Consider the following 23,213-nt stretch of genomic DNA (forward strand, 5'->3'; position numbering starts at 1 on the left):
TTATCGCTTCAACAAACTAGCATCATCAACAGATGCTGATCGGCGTGAACGGTAAATCGCCACGATGATTGCAAGGCCAACTACAACTTCGCAGGCAGCTACAACCATTGTAAAGAAGGCAACAACCTGTCCATCGAGAGTTCCATTAATACGTGAGAAAGTTACGAGAGTTAGGTTTGCAGCGTTGAGCATGAGCTCGATGCACATAAAGACAACGATCGCGTTGCGACGAACAACAACTCCGATAGCTCCGATAGTAAAGAGTAGGGCTGAGAGGTAGAGATAGTTATACGGATTCATTACTTCTCCTCCGTCACAGTGTTATCGACTTCGCTGAGTTCGAATTGAGTTGAATCCAACATATCTCCACGAGCCTTGAGCGTTGCAGAAATTGAGTTAGGTGCTGCAGATCCATCTGGAAGAAGAGCAGGAACATCAACTGCGTTGTGGCGGGCAAATACACCAGGGTTTGGAAGGCCTGCGGCGCTTCCGAGAGATTCACCGCGGAAACGAGCAATAGCTTGTTCGCGCTGTGAAACGCGTGGAACTGCGCGCTGATGATGAGCAAGAACCATTGCGCCAAGGGCTGCAGTAATCAAGAGTGCTGAGACAACTTCAAATGGGAAGACGTATGTTGAGAAGAGAAGTTGAGCAAGTGCTTCAACGTTTCCTTCGCTATTTGCTTGAGTGAGGCCATAAGCATCGTGGCCCAGGGTTGCGCGACCAATCAGTGAAACAAGGAGGCCACCAAATCCAATAGCTGCTGTGATTGCGATTGGACGTAAACCTGGGATTGTTTCGGTGAGTGAATCAGATGCATCAACACCAACAAGCATGAGAATAAAGAGGAAGAGCATCATGACTGCGCCTGTGTAGACAACAATCTGAACAATGCCAAGGAAGAGCGCATCCTGAGCGATATAGAAAATAGCGAGAGTAATCATGACCCAAGCAAGAAGAAGCGCTGAGTGAACAGCCTTCTTCACGAGGAGCATTCCAAGAGCTGCCACAACTGAAAGTGGGGCGAGCACCCAGAACATAATCGCTTCAGGAGTTTGAATCGTCAACATTAATTAGCTCCCTGACTTGGATGAGCTTCTTTCACATCACCGTTGTAATAGTTGGTATCTGTCATACCTGGATACATTGGATGTGGAGGTGCGAGCATTCCCTGACGAAGTGGAGCAAGTAGATCTTCCTTTTCGAAGATCAACTTCTCGCGCTTATCGTCGGCAAGTTCGTATTCGTTTGTCATTGTGAGAGCACGTGTTGGGCATGCTTCAACGCAGAGACCGCAGAAGATGCAGCGAAGATAGTTAATTTGATAAACCGCTCCGTGGCGTTCTCCGGGTGAAAGTTGATTTCCTGGAGTGTTATTTCCGCCTTCAACGAAGATCGCATCTGCTGGGCATGCCCATGCGCAGAGTTCGCAACCGATGCACTTTTCTAGCCCATCAGGGTGGCGGTTAAGTTGGTGGCGTCCATGGAAACGTGGCGCTGTTGGTGCCTTTACATCTGGGTACTGGACAGTCTGGTTCTTCTTAAACATTGTTGAGAAGGTGACCCAAAAACCTTTTGCCTGCTGTGCAAGAGAGGCTGGCCCTGGCTGTTCTACTTCAGTAAATGGAACAGAGTTGATATCTGCTTGGCCAGAGTTCTTCTTCTCAATGCCCATCTGCTCGTTGAAGTCAGTCATTACTTGCCCCCTGAGACGTTGATGGATTGAACTTGTGGCAGAGATGGAACTGGGAAGTTTGGCGCTTCACCTTCTGGAAGATCGATAGCGCGCACCTTCTCTTTATTTCTCTCAAAGAGTGAGCTAGCAGCCATTACGAGAATGACTACGCCAGTTGCGAAAGCGATGATTGCAGAACGTGATGCACCTTCTTGCTGAAGGACGCGAAGAGTTGCCACAATCAAGATCCAGATGAGTGAGACAGGGATCAAAACCTTCCAGCCAAACTTCATAAACTGGTCGTAGCGAAGACGTGGAAGTGAGCCACGTAGCCACATAAAGATAAAGAAGAAAAAGTTAACTTTGGCGAAGAACCAGATAAGTGTGAACCAGCCACCGAGCCACTGCTCTGTAAAGCCAAGGCCTGGAAGTGCGTGATATCCGCCTAAGAAGAGTGTTGATGCAAGTGCAGAAACAGCGATGATATTTACATATTCTGCAAGGAAGAAGAGTGCGAACTTAAGTGATGAGTACTCAGTGTGGAATCCACCTACAAGTTCGCCTTCAGCTTCAGCTAAGTCGAAAGGAGCACGGTTGGTTTCACCGACCATTGAGATTACGTAAATAACAAATGATGGGAAGAGAACTACTGCATTCCAGATGTGCTGATGTTGCGAATCAACAATGACTGATGTGGACATTGAGCCCGCGTAGATAAAGACCGCAACGAGTGAAAGTCCCATCGCTACTTCATATGAGATGACCTGGGCACTTGAGCGCAGACCACCGAGAAGTGGGTAGGTAGATCCTGAAGACCAGCCAGCGAGAACAACGCCATAAACACCGATTGATGTAACAGCCAAGATGTAGAGAACGCCTACTGGAAGATCTGTGAGTTGAAGAGCTGTCTTATGACCGAAGAGATTAACAACGCCTGTCATTGGAATAACAGCGAAAGACATAAAGCACATTGCTGTTGCAATGATTGGAGCAATAATGAAAACGACCTTATCGGCAGCTGCAGGAATGATGTCTTCCTTAAGTGCAAGCTTTACGCCGTCAGATAGTGATTGAAGTAGTCCTGCCGGGCCAACGCGGTTAGGGCCGGTGCGAAGCTGCATCTTGGCAAGTACGCGACGTTCGGTCCAGACAGCCATCAAGGTAGCAAGTACGCAGATACCAAAGACCATCACGGCCTTTACCGCGATGATCCAACCTGGATCTGTTCCGAGAAGTTCTGCTGTTGTCATGCCTTCACCACCGTAACTACATCGCCATGTACCGCATCGAGTGCAACAAGTGCTTGAGAAGCAAATGAATTACGTGGAATCCACACTGCATCTTCATGGATATCTTCGACAAGTACTGGAATTGTGATTGAGCCGTGCGCATTTGAAACACGAACTTGCTGACCCGTTGCTACGCCGATTGATTCAGCGCGCTTTGGAGAAATCACTGCAACTGTTGGGCGACGTGTGCCAGCCAAATTATCTTCACCCTTTTGCAAGCTACCCATATCGAGCAATCGGCGCCATGAAGAGAGAAGTGCATCGTTGCCTGATACTGACTTCGCTGTTCCTGCAGCGACAGGTGCGAGCTGTACTCGCGCTCCATCCCATGAACCAAGTTGGTTAAATTCGCGAGCTGATGAAGTAACTGTGCCAAGTGCAATTGGATTACCAAGAGCATCGGCGAGCATTGAAAGGATGCGCACATCGCTACGGTTATGAGAGTCAGCAACTGCTGAATCAAATGCACGTGCGCGGCCTTCCCAGTTAAGGAAGCTTCCGCTCTTTTCAGTAATTGCAGCAACCGGCAAGACAACATCTGCGACAGCTGTTACTGAGCTTGGTGCGATTTCAAGTGAGACAACGAATGACTTCTTGAGCGCATCGAGCGCTGTACGAGAATGTGGAAGATCGTGTGCATCTACGCCACCGACGACAACTGCATCGAGATCACCTGATGCAAGGGCATCGATGATTTCTGTAGATGTGCGACCCGGTGTTGAAGGAAGTGAATCGACTCCCCATGCTGCAGCGATATCTACGCGTGCTGCTGCATCTGTAACTGGACGACCGCCAGGAAGAACTGTGCCGAGTGCGCCTGCTTCGAGTGCACCGCGTTCGCCTGCGCGACGTGGAATGTAAGCAATCTTTGCGCCTGTCTTTGCAGAGAGCGCAGCAACTGCTGAGAAGAGCCCTGCGCTTTCAGATGCGCGTTCGCCTACGAGAATGACTGACTTTGCTGTGAGCGCAAGGCCAGCAACCGCAGAGCTTTCGGCACCAGGCGCGACCTTAATGAAATCAGCCTTGAGCTTATCCATTGCGATTGAACCCTTGGTGGCAACAGCTGAAACCTTGAGTCCGCGCTTCTTAAAGTTCTTATTCAGGCGCAAGAAGACGATTGGTGATTCTTCTTCAGGTTCGAAAGCAATTAGTGCAACGTGATCCGCTGTATCGATATCGCGGTACGTAGTTGATGATCCTGCAACGTGAGCTGCAAGGAAGTCGCGCTCTTCATCAGATGTAACGCGAGCACGGTAATCAATATCGTTTGTGCCGAGAGCAAGACGGGCGAACTTTGAATAACCGTAAGCATCTTCAGTTGTTACGCGACCACCAGTAAGAACTGCGGCGCGCTTTCCCTTAAGTCCTGCAGCTGCTGCTGCAAGTGCTTCAGGCCATGAAGCCTGTACGAGTTCGCCAGCTGAATTGCGAACGAGTGGATGAGTAAGGCGATCGAGAGCTGTTACATATTTAAATGCCCAGCGACCCTTATCGCAGTTCCACTCTTCGTTAACAGATGGGTCATCACCAGCAAGACGACGAAGAGTCTTTCCGCGACGGACGTCGGTACGCATATCGCAACCTGATGCGCAGTGTTCGCATGCAGATGGAGTTGAAACGAGATCGAATGGACGTGCACGGAATCGGTATGAAGCACCAGTGAGTGCGCCCACCGGGCAGATCTGAACAGTATTACCTGAGAAGTAAGACTTAAATGGATCGTTCTCGTAGATACCTACCTGTTGTAGAGCACCACGTTCGTTGAGAGTAATAAATGGATCTGAAGCAATCTGTGCAGAGAAACGGGTACAACGTGCACAGAGAACGCAACGTTCGCGATCAAGAAGAACTGATGAAGAGATATTAATTGGCTTTTCAAATGTGCGCTTGTATCCATCGAGGCGTGCATCAGCACGGCCATTGCTCATCGCCTGGTTCTGAAGTGGGCATTCGCCGCCCTTATCGCAAACTGGGCAATCGAGTGGGTGGTTACCAAGAAGAAGCTCCATCACACCCTTCTGCGCCTTGTCGGCAACAGGTGAAGTGAGTTGAGTTTTAACAATCATGTTTGGTTCGACAGGGATGGTGCAAGAAGCCTGTGGCTTTGGAAATGCACGGCCGTTGATTTCGACATCAACGAGACATTGACGGCATGCTCCAACTGGATCAAGAAGTGGGTGGTCGCAGAAACGTGGAATCTGAATTCCGAGCTTCTCTGCTGCACGAATAATGAGAGTTCCTTTTGGAACAGAGACTTCAAAACCATCGATAACAACAGTGATCATCTCCACTGCAACAGCTGAATCTTGGGTAGTAGTCATTAGTTCACCGCCCCTGCAAAGAGTGTGGACTTAACTGGATCGAATGGGCAGGCACCGTTTGTCACGTGTGCGATGTATTCGTCGCGGAAGTACTTAATTGAAGATGTGATTGGTGAAGTTGCGCCATCACCAAGTGCGCAGAATGAACGGCCCATGATGTTGTCGCAGAGATCAAGCAACTTCTCGAGATCTGCTTCAGTACCTGTTCCGTTTTCGAGATCGCGAAGAATCTGTACCAACCACCAAGTGCCTTCACGACATGGTGTGCACTTTCCGCAAGATTCGTGCTTGTAGAACTCGGTCCAGCGAAGTACTGCGCGAACAACGCAAGTTGTCTCATCAAAAATTTGTAGAGCTTTTGTACCAAGCATTGAACCTGCAGCGGCAACGCCTTCGTAATCCAAAGGAATATCAAGATGTGCATCTGTAAATAGCGGAGTTGAAGATCCACCTGGAGTCCAGAACTTGAGCTTATGTCCGTTACGGATTCCACCTGCAAGATCAAGAATTTCGCGAAGGGTAATTCCGAGTGGAGCTTCAAACTGTCCTGGGTTATTCACGTGTCCTGAGAGTGAGTAAAGAGTTGCGCCCTTTGACTTTTCTGTACCCATTGATTGGTACCACTCTGCGCCGTTATTGATGATTGCAGGAACTGCAGAAATTGATTCGACGTTATTGACCACTGTTGGACGCGCATAAAGACCAGCAATTGCTGGGAATGGTGGGCGAAGACGTGGTTGCCCGCGGAAACCTTCGAGTGAATCAAGAAGTGCTGTTTCTTCGCCGCAGATATATGCACCTGCGCCGATATGAAGTGTGAGGTCGATTCCGTTGCCGAGGTGTCCTGCCTTATATGCATCAGCAATTGCAGCGTTTACGCGACGAGCGACGTGAGTTACTTCGCCACGAATATAAATGAATGCATGCTTTGCGCGAATTGCATGGCTTGCGATGATGCAACCTTCGACGAGAACGTGTGGGTTAGCCATAAGAAGTGGCATGTCCTTACATGTTCCTGGTTCTGATTCATCAGCGTTCACAACTAGGTAGTGATCTTTATCGTCACCTTGTGGGATAAAGCCCCACTTCATTCCGGTTGGGAAGCCTGCGCCGCCGCGACCGCGAAGTCCTGAATCTTTAACAAGTTGAATAACAGCATCAGGATCCATTGCGAGAGCCTTCTTTGATGCTGTGTAACCACCGTTACGTGTGTAAGCCTCGATGGTAAATGAATCTGCCTGATCCCAATGTGCAGAAAGGATGGGAGTTAACTTTGACATTACTTTCCTTCCTTCGAAAGCTTAAGTCCGAGAAGAGTTGCTTCGCCTGCTTGAACACCTTCACGAGCAAGTCCGTCATCGAGACCTGCAAGAACAGCTGATGCTTCTTTATATGTAACAAGTTTCTTTGGGCCACGAGTTGGAGCTGGTGGATTTCCGGCACGCGCACCATCGACAAGAGCCTTTGCAGATTCGACTGTCTGGTTGTCGTAGAACTCCCAGTTAGCCATGACTACAGGTGCGTAATCGCAAGCTGCGTTGCATTCGATATGTTCGAGAGAAACTTTTCCATCTGCTGTAACGCCATCATTTTCAACGCCGAGGTGATCCTTAAGCGCTGAGAAGATTGCATCTCCACCCATAACTGCGCACAAAGTATTTGTGCAAACACCTACGTGGTACTCGCCCACTGGCTTGCGCTTGTACTGAGTGTAGAAAGTAGCAACAGCTGATACTTCAGCAGTTTCAATCACAAGTAGTTCTGCAATTGTTTCGATTCCTTCATTGGTGACATATCCAGATACAGATTGCACATAGTGAAGTAAAGGCATGATTGCAGAACGGCTACGTGGGTAGCGCTGAATAATTGTCTGCATCAGATCGCGATCTAGAGTCATCGGTCAACGCCTCCCATAACTGGATCGATAGATGCAACAGCGCCGATGATGTCAGCGACCATTCCGCCTTCGCTCATTGCTGATGTTGATTGCAAGTTGTTAAAAGATGGTTCGCGGAAGTGAACACGGTATGGACGCGTTCCACCGTCAGAGACAACGTGAGCGGCAAGTTCACCGCGAGGTGATTCGACTGCTGCATAAGCCTGTCCTGCTGGAACGCGGAAACCTTCGGTAACGAGTTTGAAGTGATGGATAAGTGATTCCATCGATGAACCCATGATTTCGCGGATGTGATCGAGTGAGTTTCCAAGTCCATCTGCACCGAGAGCGAGCTGTGCTGGCCATGCAATCTTCTTATCGGCAACCATCACTGGCTGTCCTTCAAGTTTGTCGAGCTTATCTGCTGCTTGTTCAATGATGCGAAGTGATTGTTCGAGTTCAGCCATACGTACCAAGAAGCGACCGTAGACATCTGCAGTATCTGCTGTGATGACATCGAACTCGTAATTTTCGTAACCGCAGTAAGGCTGCATCTTGCGAAGATCCCAAGGAAGTCCTGCAGAGCGAAGTACCGGACCTGTGATTCCTAGCGTTGTACAACCAGCAAGATCAAGGTAACCGATTCCTTCGGTGCGCTTCATCCAGATTGTGTTGCCAATAAGAAGCTTTGCATTGTCATCAAAGTTCTTGCGAAGAGTCTTTACAATTTCGCGAATCTTTACGGTCATGCCTGCTGGGAGATCTTGTGAGACTCCACCTGGGCGGACATAGGCCATATTCATACGTAGGCCAGTAATTTCTTCGAAGGTATCGAGAACGATTTCGCGATCGCGGAAAGCAAAGAACATTGGGCCCATGGCACCGAGTTCGAGAGCACCTGTACCAAGTGCCACCATGTGTGAAGAAATTCGGTTGAGCTCCATCATCATGACGCGGATTACTGATGCGCGCTCTGGGATGTCGTTGGTGATTCCGAGAAGCTTTTCGACAGCGAGGCAGTAAGCGGTTTCGTTGAAGATTGGTGCCAAGTAATCCATACGAGTTGCAAATGTGACTGCCTGGGTCCAGTTGCGGAATTCGATGTTCTTCTCGATTCCGGTGTGAAGATAACCAATACCTGTACGTACTTCAGTAACGGTTTCACCTTCGAGTTCAAGAACGAGGCGAAGCACACCGTGAGTTGATGGGTGCTGAGGACCCATATTTACGATGATGCGCTCTTCTTTTGATTCACCGATTTCAGAGACGAGTGAATCCCAGTCGCCGCCAGTTACTGAGAAGACCGTGCCTTCAGTAGTTTCGCGTGATGATGCGTATGGATCGAGCTTTGGATCAAATGTGGTCATCGGTAGCTCCTGCGGTTTGAAGGTGCAGGTGTTGTTGCGCCCTTGTATTCGACTGCAATTCCACCGAGTGGGTAATCCTTACGTTGTGGATGTCCATCCCAGTCATCTGGCATCAAGATACGAGTAAGTCCTGGGTGGCCATCAAAAATGATTCCGAACATGTCGAAAGTTTCGCGCTCGTGCCAGTTATTTCCTGCCCATACTTCAACGAGTGATGGAATGTGTGGATCAAGTTCTGATGTTGCAACTTCAAGACGAACGCGCTGGTTCTTTGTCATTGAAAGCAATGGATACAGTGCAACGAGTTCTGCACCTGTGCGATCTGGATAGTGAACGCCAGATACACCCATGCACATTTCAAACTTCAATTTATCGCGCAAGATAAATGCAACTTCGAGAAGTCGTGACTTCTTAATGTGAAGTGTGAGTTCACCGCGATCTACTACGACGCGAGTAATTGCATCTGCGAAATCTGGGTATGCGCGCTCGAGGTCATCGGCGACATCATCGAAATATCCGCCGTATGGGCGCTCAGTTGAACCGGTTGAAGCCGCTGTGCGGACAAGGCCGCCGTATCCTGAAGTATCTCCGGTGCCTGCAGCGCCGAACATACCTGTCTGATCTTGAGTCATTTACGCCAGCAACCCCTTCATTTGGATGGTTGGCTTTGCGTTTAGTGCAGCAAGTTCAACTTCTTTGATAATCGCTTCGCGATTTGGACCGAGCTTTGTATCGCCAATAAGAGTGTGTAGCTTGATGATTGCATCCATCAACTGTTCTGGACGTGGCGGGCAACCTGGCAAGTAAATATCAACAGGAACGATGTGATCGACGCCTTGAACGATTGCGTAGTTGTTAAACATTCCACCCGATGAAGCACATGCACCCATTGAGATAACCCACTTTGGCGCTGTCATTTGATCGTAAATCTGACGAAGTACTGGAGCCATCTTCTGTGAAACGCGACCTGCAACGATCATGAGATCTGCTTGACGAGGTGACGCGGAGAAACGTTCCATACCGAAACGAGAAATATCATGTTTTGGGGCTGAACCAAGTGCCATCATTTCAATCGCGCAACATGCAAGACCGAATGTTGCTGGCCAGACAGAGCTCTTGCGCATGTAACCGGCAAGTCCTTCGACAGTTGAAAGTAAAACTCCGCTTGGTAACTTATCTTCTAGGCCCACGAATTAATCCCATTCCAATCCACCGCGACGCCATACATATGCATAAGCGACGAATACTGTTCCGATAAAGATTGCCATTTCAACTAATCCAAAAAGTCCGAGCTTGTCGAAAGTAACTGCCCATGGATAGAGAAATACGATTTCAATATCGAAGACAATAAAGAGCATTGCTGTAAGGAAGTACTTCACAGGGAAGCGTCCGCCTTGAAGAGCTTGTGGTGATGGTTCGATTCCGCACTCGTAAGCTTCTTGCTTAGCGCGGTTGTAGCGTGCAGGTCCGGTGACAGCTGCAATTCCTACGGAGAATGCTGCGAATCCGAAGCCGATAGCGAAGATCACCAGAATCGGGATATATGGATTTGCGCTCACGTGCGAAATCTTAAGCGGTCGTTGTAGCCAATCAAACCGTTACGCCTTGCGGGCTTTGTGAACTGCGACAACTCCACCGGTGAGATTGGTCCAGGTGACATTGGTCCAGCCAGCTGCCTCGATTTGGGCTGCGAGCGCTTTCTGGTCTGGCCATGCCCGGATGGATTCAGCGAGGTAGATATAGGCATCTGGATTTGATGAAGTCTTGCGGGCGACCCACGGTAGGGCGCGCATTAGATAATTGGTATAAATAGTACGAAACGGACGCCAGGTAGGGCTTGAGAACTCCGCGACGACCAGGTGTCCCCCAGGCTTTACGACCCGAAGCATCTCAGCGAGCGCCTTGGCGGTGTTCTGGGTATTGCGAAGGCCAAAAGAGATGGTCGCGGTATCGAATTCATTGGCGGCAAAGGGGAGATTGAGGGCATCGGCCTTGGTGAAGGGCAGGTGCGGGCGGGCTTTGCGGCCGGCAGCCAGCATTCCCTCGCTGAAATCAGCTGGAATCACGTCGGCGCCAGCTGCGGCTAAAGGTTCTGAACTTGAGCCTGTTCCAGCTGCTAAATCGAGGATCTTCTGCCCTGCACGCGGAGCGATGATCTTGGTGGTCTGCTTACGCCAGGCTTTGGTACGCCCGAGGCTCAAGAGATCGTTGACGAGGTCATAGCGCTTAGCGACGCCATCGAACATTGCGGCGACTTCGTCGGGATTCTTATCCATATTGGCGCGTGACATGCACATATTGTCGCTGAGAGTAGGCTCTGCGCACAACTTGTAATGAAAGAGGGATATTGCCGATGTCAATGCACTCTGGCTCACTCCGCGCAACCGTTTTCCCACGCAGCACTGCACTGACAGAGGCGCTCTTTGTCGTTGGTGGAATCGGCTTCATCTCATTGCTCGCACAGATTGCAATTCCAGTTCCAGGTTCACCGGTTCCTGTCACAGGTCAGACTCTTGCTGTTCTTCTTATCGGAACAACGTATGGCGCTCGTCTTGGATTCATAACTTTTGCAACATATATCTTGGCTGGCGTTGCTGGAGCTCCAATCTTCGCTCCATCTGCAACAGCTGCTAACCACGGACTCGATCGCCTTCTTGGCGCAACAGGTGGATACCTCGTTGGAATGCTCGTTGCATCTCTTCTTCTTGGTTATCTGGCAGATCGCAAAGCAGATCAAAAGTTCCGCACATCATTTCCTGCACTTCTATTTGGCGACTTAGTCATCTTTACTTTTGGTCTGGCATGGCTTCACGCTTCACTTGATCTGACATGGGCTGCAACATTTAAGGCAGGCCTTACTCCATTCATTCTCGGTGAAGCTCTCAAGATTGCAATCACTGCAACTTCACTTCCGCTTGTATGGCGAAAAATTTCACGTAGCCTCAATCGCTAAATGGCTTCACTTATCCCCGTCACCACAACTCGTATTGGTGAACATCTTCCGCTGCTAGATCTCTTGCCTACTCATGCGCCTTTATCGTGGGTGCGTAATGGTGAAGGTCTTGTTGGTTGGGGCGTTCATGCGACAACAAAGGTAAGCGGGCGTAATCGTTTTGAAGATGCGCGCGATTGGTGGCATCACCAGCTAGAAACTTTCGCTGTTGCTAATTCAGTGCATGGAAGTGGCACTGGACCAGTTCTCTTTACTTCGTTCTCATTTGATCGCAACGAAGAATCAGTACTTGTAATTCCTAAGGTTGTTGTTGGCCAAAAGGGCTCACAATCTTGGATCACGTGGATTGGCGATTCACCGCAACCAGTTCTTCCTGAATCCCCCGCTGAATTTTCACAAGGCACATTTACATTTAGCGATGGAAGCATCAGTACTGATGCATGGAAAGAGCGCGTTGCTGAAGCAATTAGGCGCATAGATTCTTCGCAGGTCGACAAGGTGGTTCTAGCTCGCGATCTCGTTGCAACATCAACGCAAGAGATTGAGGCGATTCCTGTATTACAGAAACTCGCTGCCGAATATCCATCGACATGGACATTTGCTGTCGACGGTCTTGTTGGAGCAACTCCTGAACTCTTGCTTCGTCTTTCTCGTGGCATGGTTACATCGCGCGTATTGGCTGGAACAATTCCAAAGACAGGCGATGACGAAAAAGATTTGGCACTTGCTGCATCCCTTGCTCGTTCATCAAAAGATCTCGAAGAACATGAATATGCAGTTCGCTCTGTTGCTGAAGCGCTTGAGCCATTCTGCTCTTCCACCAACGTTCCAGAATCTCCATTTGTTCTGCACTTAGCCAACGTCATGCACTTAGCAACAGATGTAACTGGCGCACTTACTGAGACAAAACAACGCGTTGATGCATTCTCACTTCTAAAGAGTTTGCACCCATCAGCAGCAGTTTGTGGAACTCCGCGCAACATTGCCTTCGACATCATTGATGAAATTGAAGGAATGAACCGAGGACGTTATGCAGGTCCTGTCGGTTGGATCGATGCAAGTGGCGATGGCGAACTTGGCATTGCACTTCGCACGGGTCAGATAACTGGAAAAGAAATTCGTATTTACGCTGGTTGTGGAATCGTTGCTGGCTCTAACCCTGAAAAGGAACTGGAAGAGAGCGCTGCAAAGATGATTCCTATGCGCTCGGCGTTGCACACCTAAGAGTTACATCGAAGAGACGCTGTTATAAATTCCTTTGAGGAAATCTGCATTCGCTTCGCGGTTTGGCACATTGACGACTACAACGCTGACACCTTGAACCGGACGTGAAAGTTCTGTGATGAGCTCTTTCTGGCTTCCAATGGTCTTTGCGGGGATGCCCATAGATTGAGCAATTGCTGCTGGATCAAGCCCGTGTGGAGTTCCGAATACTTCTTCAAAGCCGTCTACTCCGCGCTGTGACAGCGTTGAGAAAATTCCACCGCCATCGTTATTGATGACCAGAATCTTCAAGTTGATCTTCTCTTTATGAATAAGGCCAGTCAGATCATGCAAGAAGCCAAGATCGCCAAGTACAGCAATGGTTTCTTTACGTTGTGAAGCGATTCCGAGAGCGGTTGAGATATTTCCATCGATGCCCGCTAACCCACGGTTGGCAAAGGTTTCAACGCCAGAGCGGGCGACAGCAAATCCTTCAAGGTCGCGGATTGGGCGAGAAGAAGAGATAAAGAGCGATGTTCCAGTTGGGACGCCTGCTGCAATTTCGCGAGCAATGAGTTGTTCTGACCATGTGGAAATATCGCTTACGAGCTTTGATGCGCGAAGTGAGTACTTCTTCCACTTATCGGCATATTCGGCATCAGCTGGTTGCACTTCAACAACGGGTAGCTGAGTGAATTTCTGATCTGCCATGCGATCGGTATCAACCGTCGCCATACGTGGATCGATAACAATCTGCTTACGTGCCATCTTGATAAATGCATTAATGGAACGAGAAAGAGTTGTTCTGCCAATTACCACAACGGTATCTGGAGCTAAATCATCTGCGATGGTCCTTGAAGTAAGGAAGACGCTGGCATGTGAGGCTGCGTTCTCAAATGTGAGTGGGTCTTCAGCGATAACAGGCCAACCCAGTTTTTCAGCGAAATCTTTTACTGCATCAACACTGAGCCCGCCACGGTCGTGACCTATGGCAAGAACTCCACGAGTTGATTTCGTGTAGAAAATTCCCGGAGCTTTGCGATCAAAAACTTTAGGAGAAGCAATAGTTAAATCGTTGAGCCAGTTGTCGCTCTTATCGCCAATGAGTGGTTCTTCAAATTGAATATTGAGATGGACGGGTCCACTTTGCAATGAGTTAAATGGAAGCTCCATCGGATAAACGCTGCCTGAAATATCTGCGAAGTAGCGCACTGCTTTTCCGAAGATGCGGGCTTGTTCAGTAGTTTGGTTTGCACCTGTCTTGCGCATAGATGCTGGGCGGTCGGCAGTGAGAACTAGAAGTGGCGCGTTTGTATGTGAGGCCTCAAGAACTGCTGGATGGTAATTAGCTGCCGCAGTTCCGCTGGTGCAGACGATTGGCACGGGACGTCCCGATGCTTTAGCGATACCGAGTGCGAAGAATGCAGCTGTTCGTTCGTCGATGCGAACGTGAAGATTGATAAGTCCTTTAACGCTTGCTTGATGAAAAGCGATTGAAAGGGGCGCATTTCGTGAGCCTGGTGAAATAACTACATCGGTCACACCGGCTTCAACAATCTGGCGGACAATGACGCGAGCGAGCAGAGTGGATGGATTGATCACAAGAGCTCCGCTGTCTTCATAACGCGATTCTTCCACCATTCGTAACGATCCGGTGCCACTTCATATCCACTGAACTCAGGCTCAACATCTGTGATTTCAATTTCGCCATCAACGATAGGCAAGGTTGCAATGTCGGCAGCAAGGAGTGAGCCTGTTCCTAAACCACAATCAAAGTTCATCTCTGGAAAAGATGCTGCGAGTTGTAATCCGTAATTGATTCCGACAGCGCTTTCGAGTGCACTTGAAACAACTACGGGCAGTTTGTGATGTTCGGCCAACTTATGTGCACGAGAAATTCCACCAAGAGGTTGCACCTTAAGCATCAACACATCAATTGCACCGCTGAGATCAACGGCAAATGGATCTGCTGCCTTGCGTAGAACCTCATCCCCCGCGATGCGAATATCAACAACTAGTTTCTCTTTGAGCTCTCGTAGTTCTTCTACAGTCGCACATGGTTGCTCTGCATACTCAAGAGGGCCAATGTTTTCGTAGATGGCGCGAAGGTTGGTTACTGCTTCTTGGACGGACCAATTTCCATTCACATCAATGCGTAGCTTTGCCTTCGGGCGCAGAGATCTCACCTTTGCAAGGCGTGCAATATCTTCAGGCAGGTTATCGCCTACTTTTACTTTAAAAGTTTGTACTCCAGGAAAAGAATCAACGATACGTTCGATATCTGCTGAACTTTTTAATGCGGGAATTGTTCCGTTTACTCTTACTGAATTGCGATAGAGCTTCGGGCGAGGCTTCGTGGCTGCTTCAATTGCAGACGCCAACCAGGGAGCGCACTCTTCATATCCGTATTCAAGAAATGGTGAGAATTCGCCCCAACCATATTGGCCTTGAAATAAAGCAACTTCTCGAACGTTAATCCCACGAAAGTTTGTTCTTGCAGGCAGCGCAACTACGCGCATTGTGTCGAGCAGAGATTGATCCATAAATTAGGGACGCTTGGGAAACTTTCCAAAGTCAGGCTTGCGCTTCTCTTTGTAAGCATCGCGGCCTTCTTGGCCTTCTTCAGATAAATAAAAGAGAAGAGTGGCATCTCCTGCGAGCTGCTGAACTCCTGCGAGTCCATCATCTGCAGCATTCATAGATGCCTTCAATAGGCGAAGTGCCATCGGAGAGTTCTGCAACATCTCGCGGCACCAAGAAACTGTTTCAGCTTCAAGTTCCTTGAGTGGAACGACAGTGTTAACAAGTCCCATTGAAAGCGCTTCTTGCGCATCGTATTGACGAGTGAGGAACCAAATTTCGCGAGCCTTCTTCTGGCCGACAGAAGCTGCAAGAAGTCCTGAACCGTAACCGCCATCGAATGAACCAACCATTGGCCCGGTCTGACCAAACTTGGCATTGTCAGCAGCGATAGAGAGATCGCAGACTACGTGAAGTACATGTCCTCCGCCGATGGCCCAACCAGCGATCATTGCAACAACTGGTTTTGGTGTGCGGCGAATTTGTACCTGAAGATCTAGAACATTGAGGCGACCAACACCTTGCTGTGCAAGTGAATCATCGCCGAGATAACCATCGTCTCCACGGACGCTGATATCGCCGCCAGAACAGAATGCTTCATCACCTTTACCTGTAAGGATGATGACGCCAACTTCTGCATTGTCACGAGCTAAATCAAAAGCTGATTTCAATTCAATAATTGTTTGTGGACGGAATGCATTACGCACTTCTGGACGATTGATAGTGATCTTTGCAATGCCATCAGCAACTTCATAAGTGATATCTGTAAATGACTCACCACCGCGACCTGTCACCCATGCTGGGATAGAACGGTCACCAAAATCACGCTTAATAGGCTTGCTCACGATTCCTCCATTTGGTCTACGAGCGATAGCCTACGCGGGCAATGGAGCAGAACGCACAACGAGAACTTCGCTCGGCTAATCCCGAATGGACAGTCAGCGAATCGATGGCTCGTATCGCCAAGGCCTTGGTATCTGATGGGCCGGCTCTCGCTTTTGGTAACACCGAACTGACCCAAGTCCCTGCGCGCATCAGCGCCGTTGTCTCGACAACTGGAAGTTCTGGCACATCTAAAGAGGTCGGGCTTTCAGCATCTGCACTTCTCTCATCAGCTCGCGCATCAAATAAGGCGCTCGGAGCAGAGTTTGGAAATTCTTGGTCGCTCTTATTGCCACTCACTCATATCGCCGGAATCAATGTTCTGGTTCGCGCACTTGAATTAGGTACAGAGCCAATTGATCTCCGTAACCACCAAGGCGACTATCCGCGTGCTGACTTCACCGCGATTGTTCCGACACAACTATTTAAGGCACTCAATGGGGACGCGCAACTTCTCAAGCATCTCGTTGAAGCTAAAGCTGTTCTTGTCGGCGGCGCAGCACTCACAACTGAACTTCATCTACAAGCAGAGAGCGCTGGAATTAACGTTGTTGTGACTTACGGAATGACTGAAACCTCAGGTGGATGTGTCTATAACGGAATCCCACTCGATGGTGTCGAGATTTCAATTACTTCCGAGAAGCGAATTGCAATTAAGGGAACCGTTCTTGCTCATACCTATCTCGGGGCTGAAGCTCTCTGGGATACGCAATGCAAAGATGGTTGGTTTCATTCTTCTGACCTCGGCCGAATTGAGAATGAGAAACTGATAGTTGAAGGTAGAAGCGATGATGTCATCATCTCTGGAGGAGAGAACATCTCACTGAGCGCCATCGAATCTTCGCTACACGCCCATTTTCCTCATAAGACTTTTGCAGCATTCGCAGTGACAGATTCAAAATGGGGACAGGCGCTGCACGTTGCTATTGCAGGCGATGGTTTTCCGTCTGAGGATGAAGTAGCCCAGTACCTCGGTGAAAAGTTCGGTGAATTCAGCAAACCAAAGGGGTACCTGCATCTTCCTGAGCTTCCACTCATTGGAATTGGTAAAGTGGATCGCAAGAAGTTAACGGATCTATATATGGAGGCACCGAATTAATATTTGGATTCTAGGAGCACGCCCGCGCACACTTCCAGCAGCTGTGGCTCCAGTCGTTGTTGCCACCGTACTTGTAGGAAGAGAGTGGAAACCGCTTCAGGCGTTACTCGCTCTCATTGTCAGCCTCTCGCTTCAAATCGCAGTGAATTACTCAAATGATTACTCCGATGGAATTCGCGGAACCGATGACAATCGCGTTGGTCCAACTCGCCTCACTGCATCAGGGCTTGCATCTGCCGCATCAGTAAAACGTGCTGCACAACTTTCATTCCTCGTAGCGTGCATTGCTGGCTTAGCTCTTGCCTCGCTTTCATCATGGTGGATCATCCTCGTAGGTCTTGCTTCAGTACTGGCTGCTTGGGGTTACACAGGTGGACATACTCCTTATGGCTATCGTGGCTTCGGTGAACTTTCTGTATTCATATTCTTCGGAGTGGTTGCAACAGTTGGTACTTACTATGTTCAAACTCTAGATATAACTCTGGCGGCCTTCGCTGCATCCATTCCAATGGGATCTCTTTCTTGCGCCCTGCTTGCCATCAATAACATTCGCGATATTCCAGGCGATCAAGAAGTTGGTAAGAAGACTCTTGCTGTAAAACTTGGAGATAAGAACTCTCGCAAGTTCTTCGTTCTACTTCTTATCTCTGCCTATATCTTCCCTGTTTTCACAGGTCATCCTTTAGCGTTACTGACGCTCACGACTGCGCCACAGGCTTACGCGATTGCTAAAGAAGTCCTCGCTGGAGCAAAGGGTGCAGATCTCATCCCGCTTTTGGGCAGAACTGGCCAACTGCAGCTGCACTTTGGCCTTACCTTCGCTCTCGCGCTTTCATTTTAAGGAAGTAGAATTCGACCATGATTAAAGTTCAAGGGTTTCTCGTACTACTTTCACTTGCTTTAACTCTCTACACATTTGTCGATTGCGCAATGCGCGATGAGACTCAGATTAAGAAGCTACCTAAGTGGGGTTGGCTCTTAGCAATTCTCTTCACTGGAATTTTCGGCCCGATTGCTTACTTAACAATTGGAAGAATCCGTGGGCCAAAAGGTCCTAAACCGGGCAAGAAGCGCATCCTGCCGCCGGATGACGATCCTGATTTCTTACGAGGTCTTTAAAGCGCGCGAGCGTTTACCTATAATTTCCAAGGCAATAATTGCAATATTATTTGCAAGCACAATTGCATTACATAGGACAAGCAGCGCATCGTTAATTAACACAGCATAAGTAATCCAGAAAATTCCACTCAAAGCGCTGACACTCATGGCCAGCACCGAAACGGCGGAATCTTTCCCAATTTTAATATTTTTATAGGATTTGTAGACCTGTGGTGTTTGTGCAAAGACAAGAGAGATGAGAAGAACTGAAGCAATTGATGCGGGAAGAGTAAGCACGAGCCCTGCGACTATTGCCACCAGTGTCGTGATGGTCAGAATAGATTTCACTCGATTATGAATAATTACCCACACAACACTGGCATTAATTAATCCAGCCGCCACATTTGTCGCCAGCAATGAGGGCGAGTTTTTATCAAAGCCATAAGCGGCCCACGATGTAGCTACTCCTAATTGAAGAAGCCAAGAAATTAAACTAAGACCCCTGCCATGGCCTAAACGACGAATCCGTAACGCTTGAGGAAGGCCGAAAAATATACTGAGCACGCCCCCAATAAATCCAAAGAATTCAGTTGAAAGCATGTCTCGATACTACTTTAAATCCCCGAATATGTAGGTTTTCCTCTACGTCGTTTTCCAATCAGCTCCAGCACGATAATTGCTACGTTTGTAGTAAAAGAAATCGTTGTACTCACTTTGATGAGCGTATCCGAAATCATAATTGCATAGATAAACCAGAGAAAAATACTAAAAGAGCTCACGCTAAGTGCCACTACCGAAACAGCCGAATCTTTTCCACCCTCAATATTCCTATAGGACTTATATACCTGAGGAGATTGTGCAAAGACGAGTGCGATCAGAAGGGCTGATACCAAAATCGAAGGTAAAACTAGAACAAGGGTTGCTAGTACGGCAACGTAGCTCGTCAAAATTACAATTGATTTCAATCGATTTTGGATAATCGCCCAGATAACAGTTGCGTTAACTATTCCTGCTCCAACGTTTGTGAGTAGAACAGAAGGCGAATCAATATCGAAACCATATGCAGCCCATGAAGTTGCAACGCCGAATTGCAACATCCACGAGATCAGACTTACTCCACGACCGTGGCCAAGTTTTCTTACTCGTAGAGCTTGTGGGAGACCAAAGAACATTCCCAAGCCACCTGCGATGAGGCCAAGGAGTTCTGCTGAAAACATATTTTTCTAAATTCCTAGAGACCTGAATATGTATGTTTTCCGGTGCCCCAGACATTTACATAGACATAGTTAAAGAGGAATGTTGACCCTGCAAAGATGCAGAGCCAGGCAGCGCGACGACCGCGCCAGCCAACAGTTACTCGTGCGTGAAGATATGCGGCATATGCAACCCAAGTAATAAATGCCCATGTCTCTTTTGGATCCCAGCCCCAGTAACGTCCCCATGCGCTCTCTGCCCAGATGGCGCCAGCGATAACTGAGAAGGTCCAGAGTGGAAAGACGAATGCAACAAGGCGATAAGAAAGTTGATCAAGAACTTCAATAGATGGAACTCGGCGAAGCCAAACAGGGCGTGCGCCAAGTCGCTCAGCACGTTCGAGATAGAGATAGGCGCCAGCAACAACATTTGCGAGCAAGAAGACTCCACCAGAGATGATTGCTGCAACGACGTGGATAACTAGCCATGTCGATTTAAGGGCAGGAACAAGTGGTGCGCTATTTCGGTATAGCAAAGTGATTGCAGTTCCAAGTGTGAGAAGAACGCCCAGTGAAACAAAGAGCCCTAGCCAGCGAAGATCATATTTACGCAGTGCGCCCAAATATGTTCCTGTAAATGCAAGTGCACCTGTGATGGAAAATTCATACATATTTCCCCAAGGAACATGCTTCGCAGAAATTCCTCGGGCGACTACTCCAGCGAGAAGAAGTACAAATCCAAGGATCATCATCGCGGTAGCGATTCTGGCTGCACGTTCAGTGCGCTTGTAATCCAAAGTCTTATTTAGGAGATTGCCCGAAGTTGAATCAGCAACTTCTGGTGCGCGCACTGCAAAGGCGGTTTCGAAGGCATGAGCTACGAAAGAAATGGCAAAGACTGCCATCGCCGAATAAACAAAGTTATTTGAGATGTACGCCCAAGTGGTCTGCATCGCTAATCTCTCCTTAACGCGTTAACAAATCTTTCAATCTCATCTTCGAGACCAGGTGCACTGTTCTTTGCCAATCCTGCTACTTCTGCTCCTTGTGACGTAATGCGAATCCAGATTCGGCGACGACGTCCATAGAGTGAAGAGAGAAGACCTAGGACTGCAACAATACCTCCGATGAGCGCATAACTCTTGCCGGGATCTTTCACCACTTGAAGGTTGATCCAAGGAACAACTGTTTCAAGTGTGATGGAACCCTCTGCATAGTTAAATGTTTCACCAGGTTTCACAGAACCTAAGCCAATCTGCTGCAAGTCAGTTGTATCAATCTTGTAGACAGATTGTGGAATTCCTGTGTCGAGCCCTAAATCACCCTTCCAGATAGAGAAGAGCAACTTTGGGTCGAGCAGTTCCGGAAATATAGAAACCGCGCCTTGATCAGTAGTGCGGGCATTGGTTGGAACGAAAGATCCGACGAATCCAATCTGCGGATCGGCATCAGGAACCTTGATTGCACCAATAGATCGCAGGTTTCCATCTTGTGGCAAGAATGGAACGGGGCCTTGAAAGGCGACAAAGCCCAATGAATCTCTGACGGTAACAACTGGGCTGTATCCATTTGCCTGTAAATACACACGAGTATTTGCAAAGGTAAGTGGCTTATTAACTTTAATTGTTTTCTTCTCGGTCTTACCTTGATAAGTAACAGTTAGCCAGGCTGTGTAATCCTCGGGAGCGTTTGTCTTTGGATTGTATTGAGCTACAAATTTATCTACCTTGATTTCAAATGGCTCGAGTGAAGAATCTCCTGCGAGCTTTCCAAATGCGAGAGTGTCATAGGAAGTTGGGACGCTAATGAAGCGTTCGCCCACATTAACAATTGCTTCACCTCTCATGCCAAAGAGTGAGCCAAAGCTGACGCCAATCAAAATGAGAATTAATGAGAAATGGAAGAGCAGGTTTCCGGTTTCACGTAAGAAACCCTTCTCGGCAGAGATTGCGTTCTCTTCAATACGAATTCGGAAACGGTTCTTCTTAAACCATCTCTCTGCGGCTTCAAGCGTTTCGCTATCTGATGTGATTTCTTGATAATGCTCAAGACGTGACAAATTCTTTGGAGTTGCAGGAGGTTGAGCGCGCATTGCTCTGTAATGCTCAAAGCTTCGCGGCAATACACATCCGATAAGAGAGATGAACAAGAGGATGTAGATCGCGCTAAACCAAGGCGAACCATAGACATCAAAGAGAGAGAACCTCTCGTACCACTTAGCCAGTTCTGGGTTCGTTTGGTAGAGATCGCGGACAGCGATGGCGTTAGTGATTCTCTGTGGAATCAAGGAACCGGGAATCGCTGCAACGCCTAGCAACATGAGAAGAATCAGGGCTGTGCGCATGCTTGTTAATTGGCGCCAGGCATAGCGCAGGAGCGCTACAAACCCAAGCTCTGGTACTTCAATATCTTTTGTCATTAAATCACCGGAGCAAATTCAGAGATGAGAGAACGCATCTCGATCATGAGGTCAGTCCATAGACCGGTGAGTTGGAGAATTCCGATGATGATCAGAAGTACTCCACCTACTGTTGAAATTTTCCCACCGCTCTTTACTAAGACTTTTCGCAATTTCTCAGACCTATCGAGGAAGAGGCCCGAAGCAATAAAGGGAAGTCCAAGTCCAATGCAATATCCGAGTGAAAGAACGGCGCCTCGGACTGCGCTAGATTCTTGAAAAGCTAAGGCTTGAACACTGGCGAGTGCTGGTCCGATACATGGTGTCCAGCCAACTCCGAAGAGAAATCCCAACAGTGGTGCGCCGATGAGACCGCCTTGCGTTGAAATTTTTGGCTTCACAGTTGGCATCAGCGGGAATGCCCCCAAGAAAATCACGCCCATAAGAATGGTGAGTAGACCAAGTACTCGCGTAATCATTTCTTCATTGCTTGAAATCTCTGCACCTAGTTGTCCAAAGAGTGCGCCGTACGAGATAAAGAGGATGCTAAATCCGAAGACGAAGAGAAGAGAGCCTAAGAAAATACGTCCACGCGATTTAGAGAATCCCGCTGCAAAGGCAACATATCCAGGAACAAGCGGAAGAACACAAGGGGAAACAAATGAGATCAGCCCTGCAAGAATTGCAATCGGGAATGCAGATAGAAGAAATCCATCCATCAAGGTATTGACTACAAAATCTGTCATTCCGCCAACGCCTCTTCAATGAGTTGGCTTAAAGATGCAACGGTGACAACACCTGAAATTCGTGAAGCAACATTTCCGTCTCGATCGATAACCACTGTTGTGGGAATTGCGTTGGCCGGTAGAGATTTTCTAAATCCGCTCAGAATCGAATCATCAATAAGCGTTGGGTATGGGGTGCCCCGTTTACGGTTAAAAGCCTCAGCATTTACTGGGTTATCTCGAGTCAAGATTCCGATGAATTGAACATCTGAGTACTTCTGCGAAAGAGCAGAGAGAGTTGGTTCTTCAGCGCGGCATGGTGAACACCATGACGCCCAGACATTGACGACAGCAACTTTGCCTTTGGTGAATGTGAAGTTCTTGCCGCTTAGCGTCATTCCAGACATTGCTGGAGCTGCGATTCGATTTTCTATCTTTATCTTCGTGACTGCGCCGCTTCCGGCAATGAAGCTCTCTTCAGCTTTCGAAGCTCCGCCATTACTGCACCCTGTAAGTAATAACAGTGATGCGAGTACGAGCGCGATTTTCTTCAT

General features: G+C 48.4%; 26 protein-coding genes. 5 read left to right on the plus strand and 21 right to left on the minus strand.

Annotated features, from left to right (window positions below; genetic code table 11):
- Genes nuoK through AC8GFK_RS06170 form a run of 12 tightly spaced genes read right to left on the minus strand, consistent with a single transcriptional unit; the run spans position 1 to position 10,819 of the window.
- Positions 1-300 carry an NADH-quinone oxidoreductase subunit NuoK gene (gene nuoK, locus AC8GFK_RS06115; protein WP_095673970.1) on the minus strand — a complete coding sequence of 100 codons (300 nt, stop codon included), beginning with the start codon at positions 298-300 and terminating at the stop codon, positions 1-3.
- Positions 300-1,070, minus strand: a complete 771-nt coding sequence (locus AC8GFK_RS06120; RefSeq protein ID WP_095673971.1) for an NADH-quinone oxidoreductase subunit J — start codon at positions 1,068-1,070, stop codon at positions 300-302. Before AC8GFK_RS06120 ends, nuoK begins: the two co-directional genes overlap by 1 nt.
- Positions 1,070-1,696, minus strand: a complete 627-nt coding sequence (nuoI, locus tag AC8GFK_RS06125; RefSeq protein ID WP_095673972.1) for an NADH-quinone oxidoreductase subunit NuoI — start codon at positions 1,694-1,696, stop codon at positions 1,070-1,072. Before nuoI ends, AC8GFK_RS06120 begins: the two co-directional genes overlap by 1 nt.
- Positions 1,696-2,925 carry an NADH-quinone oxidoreductase subunit NuoH gene (gene nuoH / locus AC8GFK_RS06130; RefSeq protein WP_095673973.1) on the minus strand — a complete coding sequence of 410 codons (1,230 nt, stop codon included), beginning with the start codon at positions 2,923-2,925 and terminating at the stop codon, positions 1,696-1,698. Before nuoH ends, nuoI begins: the two co-directional genes overlap by 1 nt.
- Complete coding sequence (locus AC8GFK_RS06135) at positions 2,922-5,285, minus strand: NADH-quinone oxidoreductase subunit G (RefSeq protein ID WP_506625046.1); 2,364 nt, start codon at positions 5,283-5,285, stop codon at positions 2,922-2,924. Before AC8GFK_RS06135 ends, nuoH begins: the two co-directional genes overlap by 4 nt.
- A complete protein-coding gene (nuoF, locus tag AC8GFK_RS06140; RefSeq protein WP_095673975.1) occupies positions 5,285-6,565 on the minus strand; it encodes an NADH-quinone oxidoreductase subunit NuoF in 1,281 nt (426 codons plus the stop codon). The genes AC8GFK_RS06135 and nuoF overlap by 1 nt, the downstream gene beginning before the upstream one ends.
- Positions 6,565-7,182: an NADH-quinone oxidoreductase subunit NuoE gene (nuoE, locus tag AC8GFK_RS06145; RefSeq protein ID WP_506625047.1), complete on the minus strand. Its 618-nt coding sequence runs from the start codon at positions 7,180-7,182 to the stop codon at positions 6,565-6,567. The genes nuoF and nuoE overlap by 1 nt, the downstream gene beginning before the upstream one ends.
- Complete coding sequence (locus AC8GFK_RS06150; RefSeq protein ID WP_506625048.1) at positions 7,179-8,528, minus strand: NADH-quinone oxidoreductase subunit D; 1,350 nt, start codon at positions 8,526-8,528, stop codon at positions 7,179-7,181. Before AC8GFK_RS06150 ends, nuoE begins: the two co-directional genes overlap by 4 nt.
- Entirely contained in the window at positions 8,525-9,160 is a 636-nt protein-coding gene (locus tag AC8GFK_RS06155; RefSeq protein ID WP_506625049.1) for an NADH-quinone oxidoreductase subunit C, read from the minus strand. The genes AC8GFK_RS06150 and AC8GFK_RS06155 overlap by 4 nt, the downstream gene beginning before the upstream one ends.
- Positions 9,161-9,718, minus strand: coding sequence for a NuoB/complex I 20 kDa subunit family protein (locus AC8GFK_RS06160; protein WP_017955351.1), 558 nt, complete (start codon positions 9,716-9,718; stop codon positions 9,161-9,163).
- A 3-nt stretch (positions 9,719-9,721) separates the two neighbouring features.
- Complete coding sequence (locus tag AC8GFK_RS06165; RefSeq protein ID WP_095673979.1) at positions 9,722-10,087, minus strand: NADH-quinone oxidoreductase subunit A; 366 nt, start codon at positions 10,085-10,087, stop codon at positions 9,722-9,724.
- 39 nt (positions 10,088-10,126) lie between these two features.
- Complete coding sequence (locus tag AC8GFK_RS06170; protein WP_506625050.1) at positions 10,127-10,819, minus strand: demethylmenaquinone methyltransferase; 693 nt, start codon at positions 10,817-10,819, stop codon at positions 10,127-10,129.
- 62 nt (positions 10,820-10,881) lie between these two features.
- On the opposite strand from AC8GFK_RS06170, the gene AC8GFK_RS06175 reads away from it, so the two are divergent.
- A complete protein-coding gene (locus AC8GFK_RS06175; RefSeq protein WP_506625051.1) occupies positions 10,882-11,481 on the plus strand; it encodes a biotin transporter BioY in 600 nt (199 codons plus the stop codon).
- Complete coding sequence (locus tag AC8GFK_RS06180) at positions 11,482-12,705, plus strand: isochorismate synthase (RefSeq protein ID WP_506625052.1); 1,224 nt, start codon at positions 11,482-11,484, stop codon at positions 12,703-12,705.
- A 3-nt stretch (positions 12,706-12,708) separates the two neighbouring features.
- Here the strand turns inward: AC8GFK_RS06180 and menD are convergent, their stop codons facing one another.
- Genes menD through menB form a run of 3 tightly spaced genes read right to left on the minus strand, consistent with a single transcriptional unit; the run spans position 12,709 to position 16,109 of the window.
- Positions 12,709-14,325 (minus strand): 2-succinyl-5-enolpyruvyl-6-hydroxy-3-cyclohexene-1-carboxylic-acid synthase, encoded by a 1,617-nt coding sequence (gene menD / locus AC8GFK_RS06185; RefSeq protein WP_506625053.1) that lies wholly within the window; start codon positions 14,323-14,325, stop codon positions 12,709-12,711.
- Positions 14,283-15,227, minus strand: a complete 945-nt coding sequence (locus AC8GFK_RS06190; RefSeq protein ID WP_506625054.1) for an o-succinylbenzoate synthase — start codon at positions 15,225-15,227, stop codon at positions 14,283-14,285. The genes menD and AC8GFK_RS06190 overlap by 43 nt, the downstream gene beginning before the upstream one ends.
- A gap of 3 nt (positions 15,228-15,230) precedes the next feature.
- Complete coding sequence (menB, locus tag AC8GFK_RS06195) at positions 15,231-16,109, minus strand: 1,4-dihydroxy-2-naphthoyl-CoA synthase (protein WP_506625055.1); 879 nt, start codon at positions 16,107-16,109, stop codon at positions 15,231-15,233.
- Between the two features lie 41 nt (positions 16,110-16,150).
- Here menB and AC8GFK_RS06200 point away from each other — a divergent pair, with 41 nt between their 5' ends.
- Genes AC8GFK_RS06200 through AC8GFK_RS06210 form a run of 3 tightly spaced genes read left to right on the plus strand, consistent with a single transcriptional unit; the run spans position 16,151 to position 18,364 of the window.
- Positions 16,151-17,245: an AMP-binding protein gene (locus AC8GFK_RS06200; protein ID WP_506625056.1), complete on the plus strand. Its 1,095-nt coding sequence runs from the start codon at positions 16,151-16,153 to the stop codon at positions 17,243-17,245.
- Positions 17,241-18,086, plus strand: a complete 846-nt coding sequence (locus AC8GFK_RS06205) for a 1,4-dihydroxy-2-naphthoate polyprenyltransferase (RefSeq protein WP_506625791.1) — start codon at positions 17,241-17,243, stop codon at positions 18,084-18,086. Before AC8GFK_RS06200 ends, AC8GFK_RS06205 begins: the two co-directional genes overlap by 5 nt.
- Before the next feature lie 17 nt (positions 18,087-18,103).
- Positions 18,104-18,364, plus strand: coding sequence for a PLD nuclease N-terminal domain-containing protein (locus AC8GFK_RS06210; protein ID WP_095673986.1), 261 nt, complete (start codon positions 18,104-18,106; stop codon positions 18,362-18,364).
- On the opposite strand, the gene AC8GFK_RS06215 is transcribed toward AC8GFK_RS06210, so the two are convergent.
- The 6 genes from AC8GFK_RS06215 to AC8GFK_RS06240 are packed head-to-tail and all read right to left on the minus strand — an operon-like array spanning position 18,350 to position 23,213.
- Positions 18,350-18,943, minus strand: coding sequence for a hypothetical protein (locus AC8GFK_RS06215; RefSeq protein ID WP_506625057.1), 594 nt, complete (start codon positions 18,941-18,943; stop codon positions 18,350-18,352). The genes AC8GFK_RS06210 and AC8GFK_RS06215 overlap by 15 nt on opposite strands.
- Before the next feature lie 14 nt (positions 18,944-18,957).
- Positions 18,958-19,560 (minus strand): hypothetical protein, encoded by a 603-nt coding sequence (locus AC8GFK_RS06220; RefSeq protein ID WP_506625058.1) that lies wholly within the window; start codon positions 19,558-19,560, stop codon positions 18,958-18,960.
- A 14-nt stretch (positions 19,561-19,574) separates the two neighbouring features.
- Positions 19,575-20,489, minus strand: a complete 915-nt coding sequence (gene ccsB / locus AC8GFK_RS06225; RefSeq protein WP_506625059.1) for a c-type cytochrome biogenesis protein CcsB — start codon at positions 20,487-20,489, stop codon at positions 19,575-19,577.
- Positions 20,490-20,491: 2 nt separating this feature from the next.
- Positions 20,492-21,955, minus strand: coding sequence for a cytochrome c biogenesis protein ResB (gene resB, locus AC8GFK_RS06230; RefSeq protein ID WP_506625060.1), 1,464 nt, complete (start codon positions 21,953-21,955; stop codon positions 20,492-20,494).
- On the minus strand, positions 21,955-22,680 hold the full coding sequence (locus AC8GFK_RS06235) for a cytochrome c biogenesis CcdA family protein (protein WP_506625061.1): 726 nt from the start codon (positions 22,678-22,680) through the stop codon (positions 21,955-21,957). The genes resB and AC8GFK_RS06235 overlap by 1 nt, the downstream gene beginning before the upstream one ends.
- Complete coding sequence (locus tag AC8GFK_RS06240; RefSeq protein ID WP_506625062.1) at positions 22,677-23,213, minus strand: TlpA family protein disulfide reductase; 537 nt, start codon at positions 23,211-23,213, stop codon at positions 22,677-22,679. The genes AC8GFK_RS06235 and AC8GFK_RS06240 overlap by 4 nt, the downstream gene beginning before the upstream one ends.

The sequence above is a fragment of the Planktophila turicensis (SeqCode) genome, assembly GCF_965234405.1.
GTDB classification, from domain to species: Bacteria; Actinomycetota; Actinomycetes; order Nanopelagicales; family Nanopelagicaceae; genus Planktophila; species Planktophila turicensis.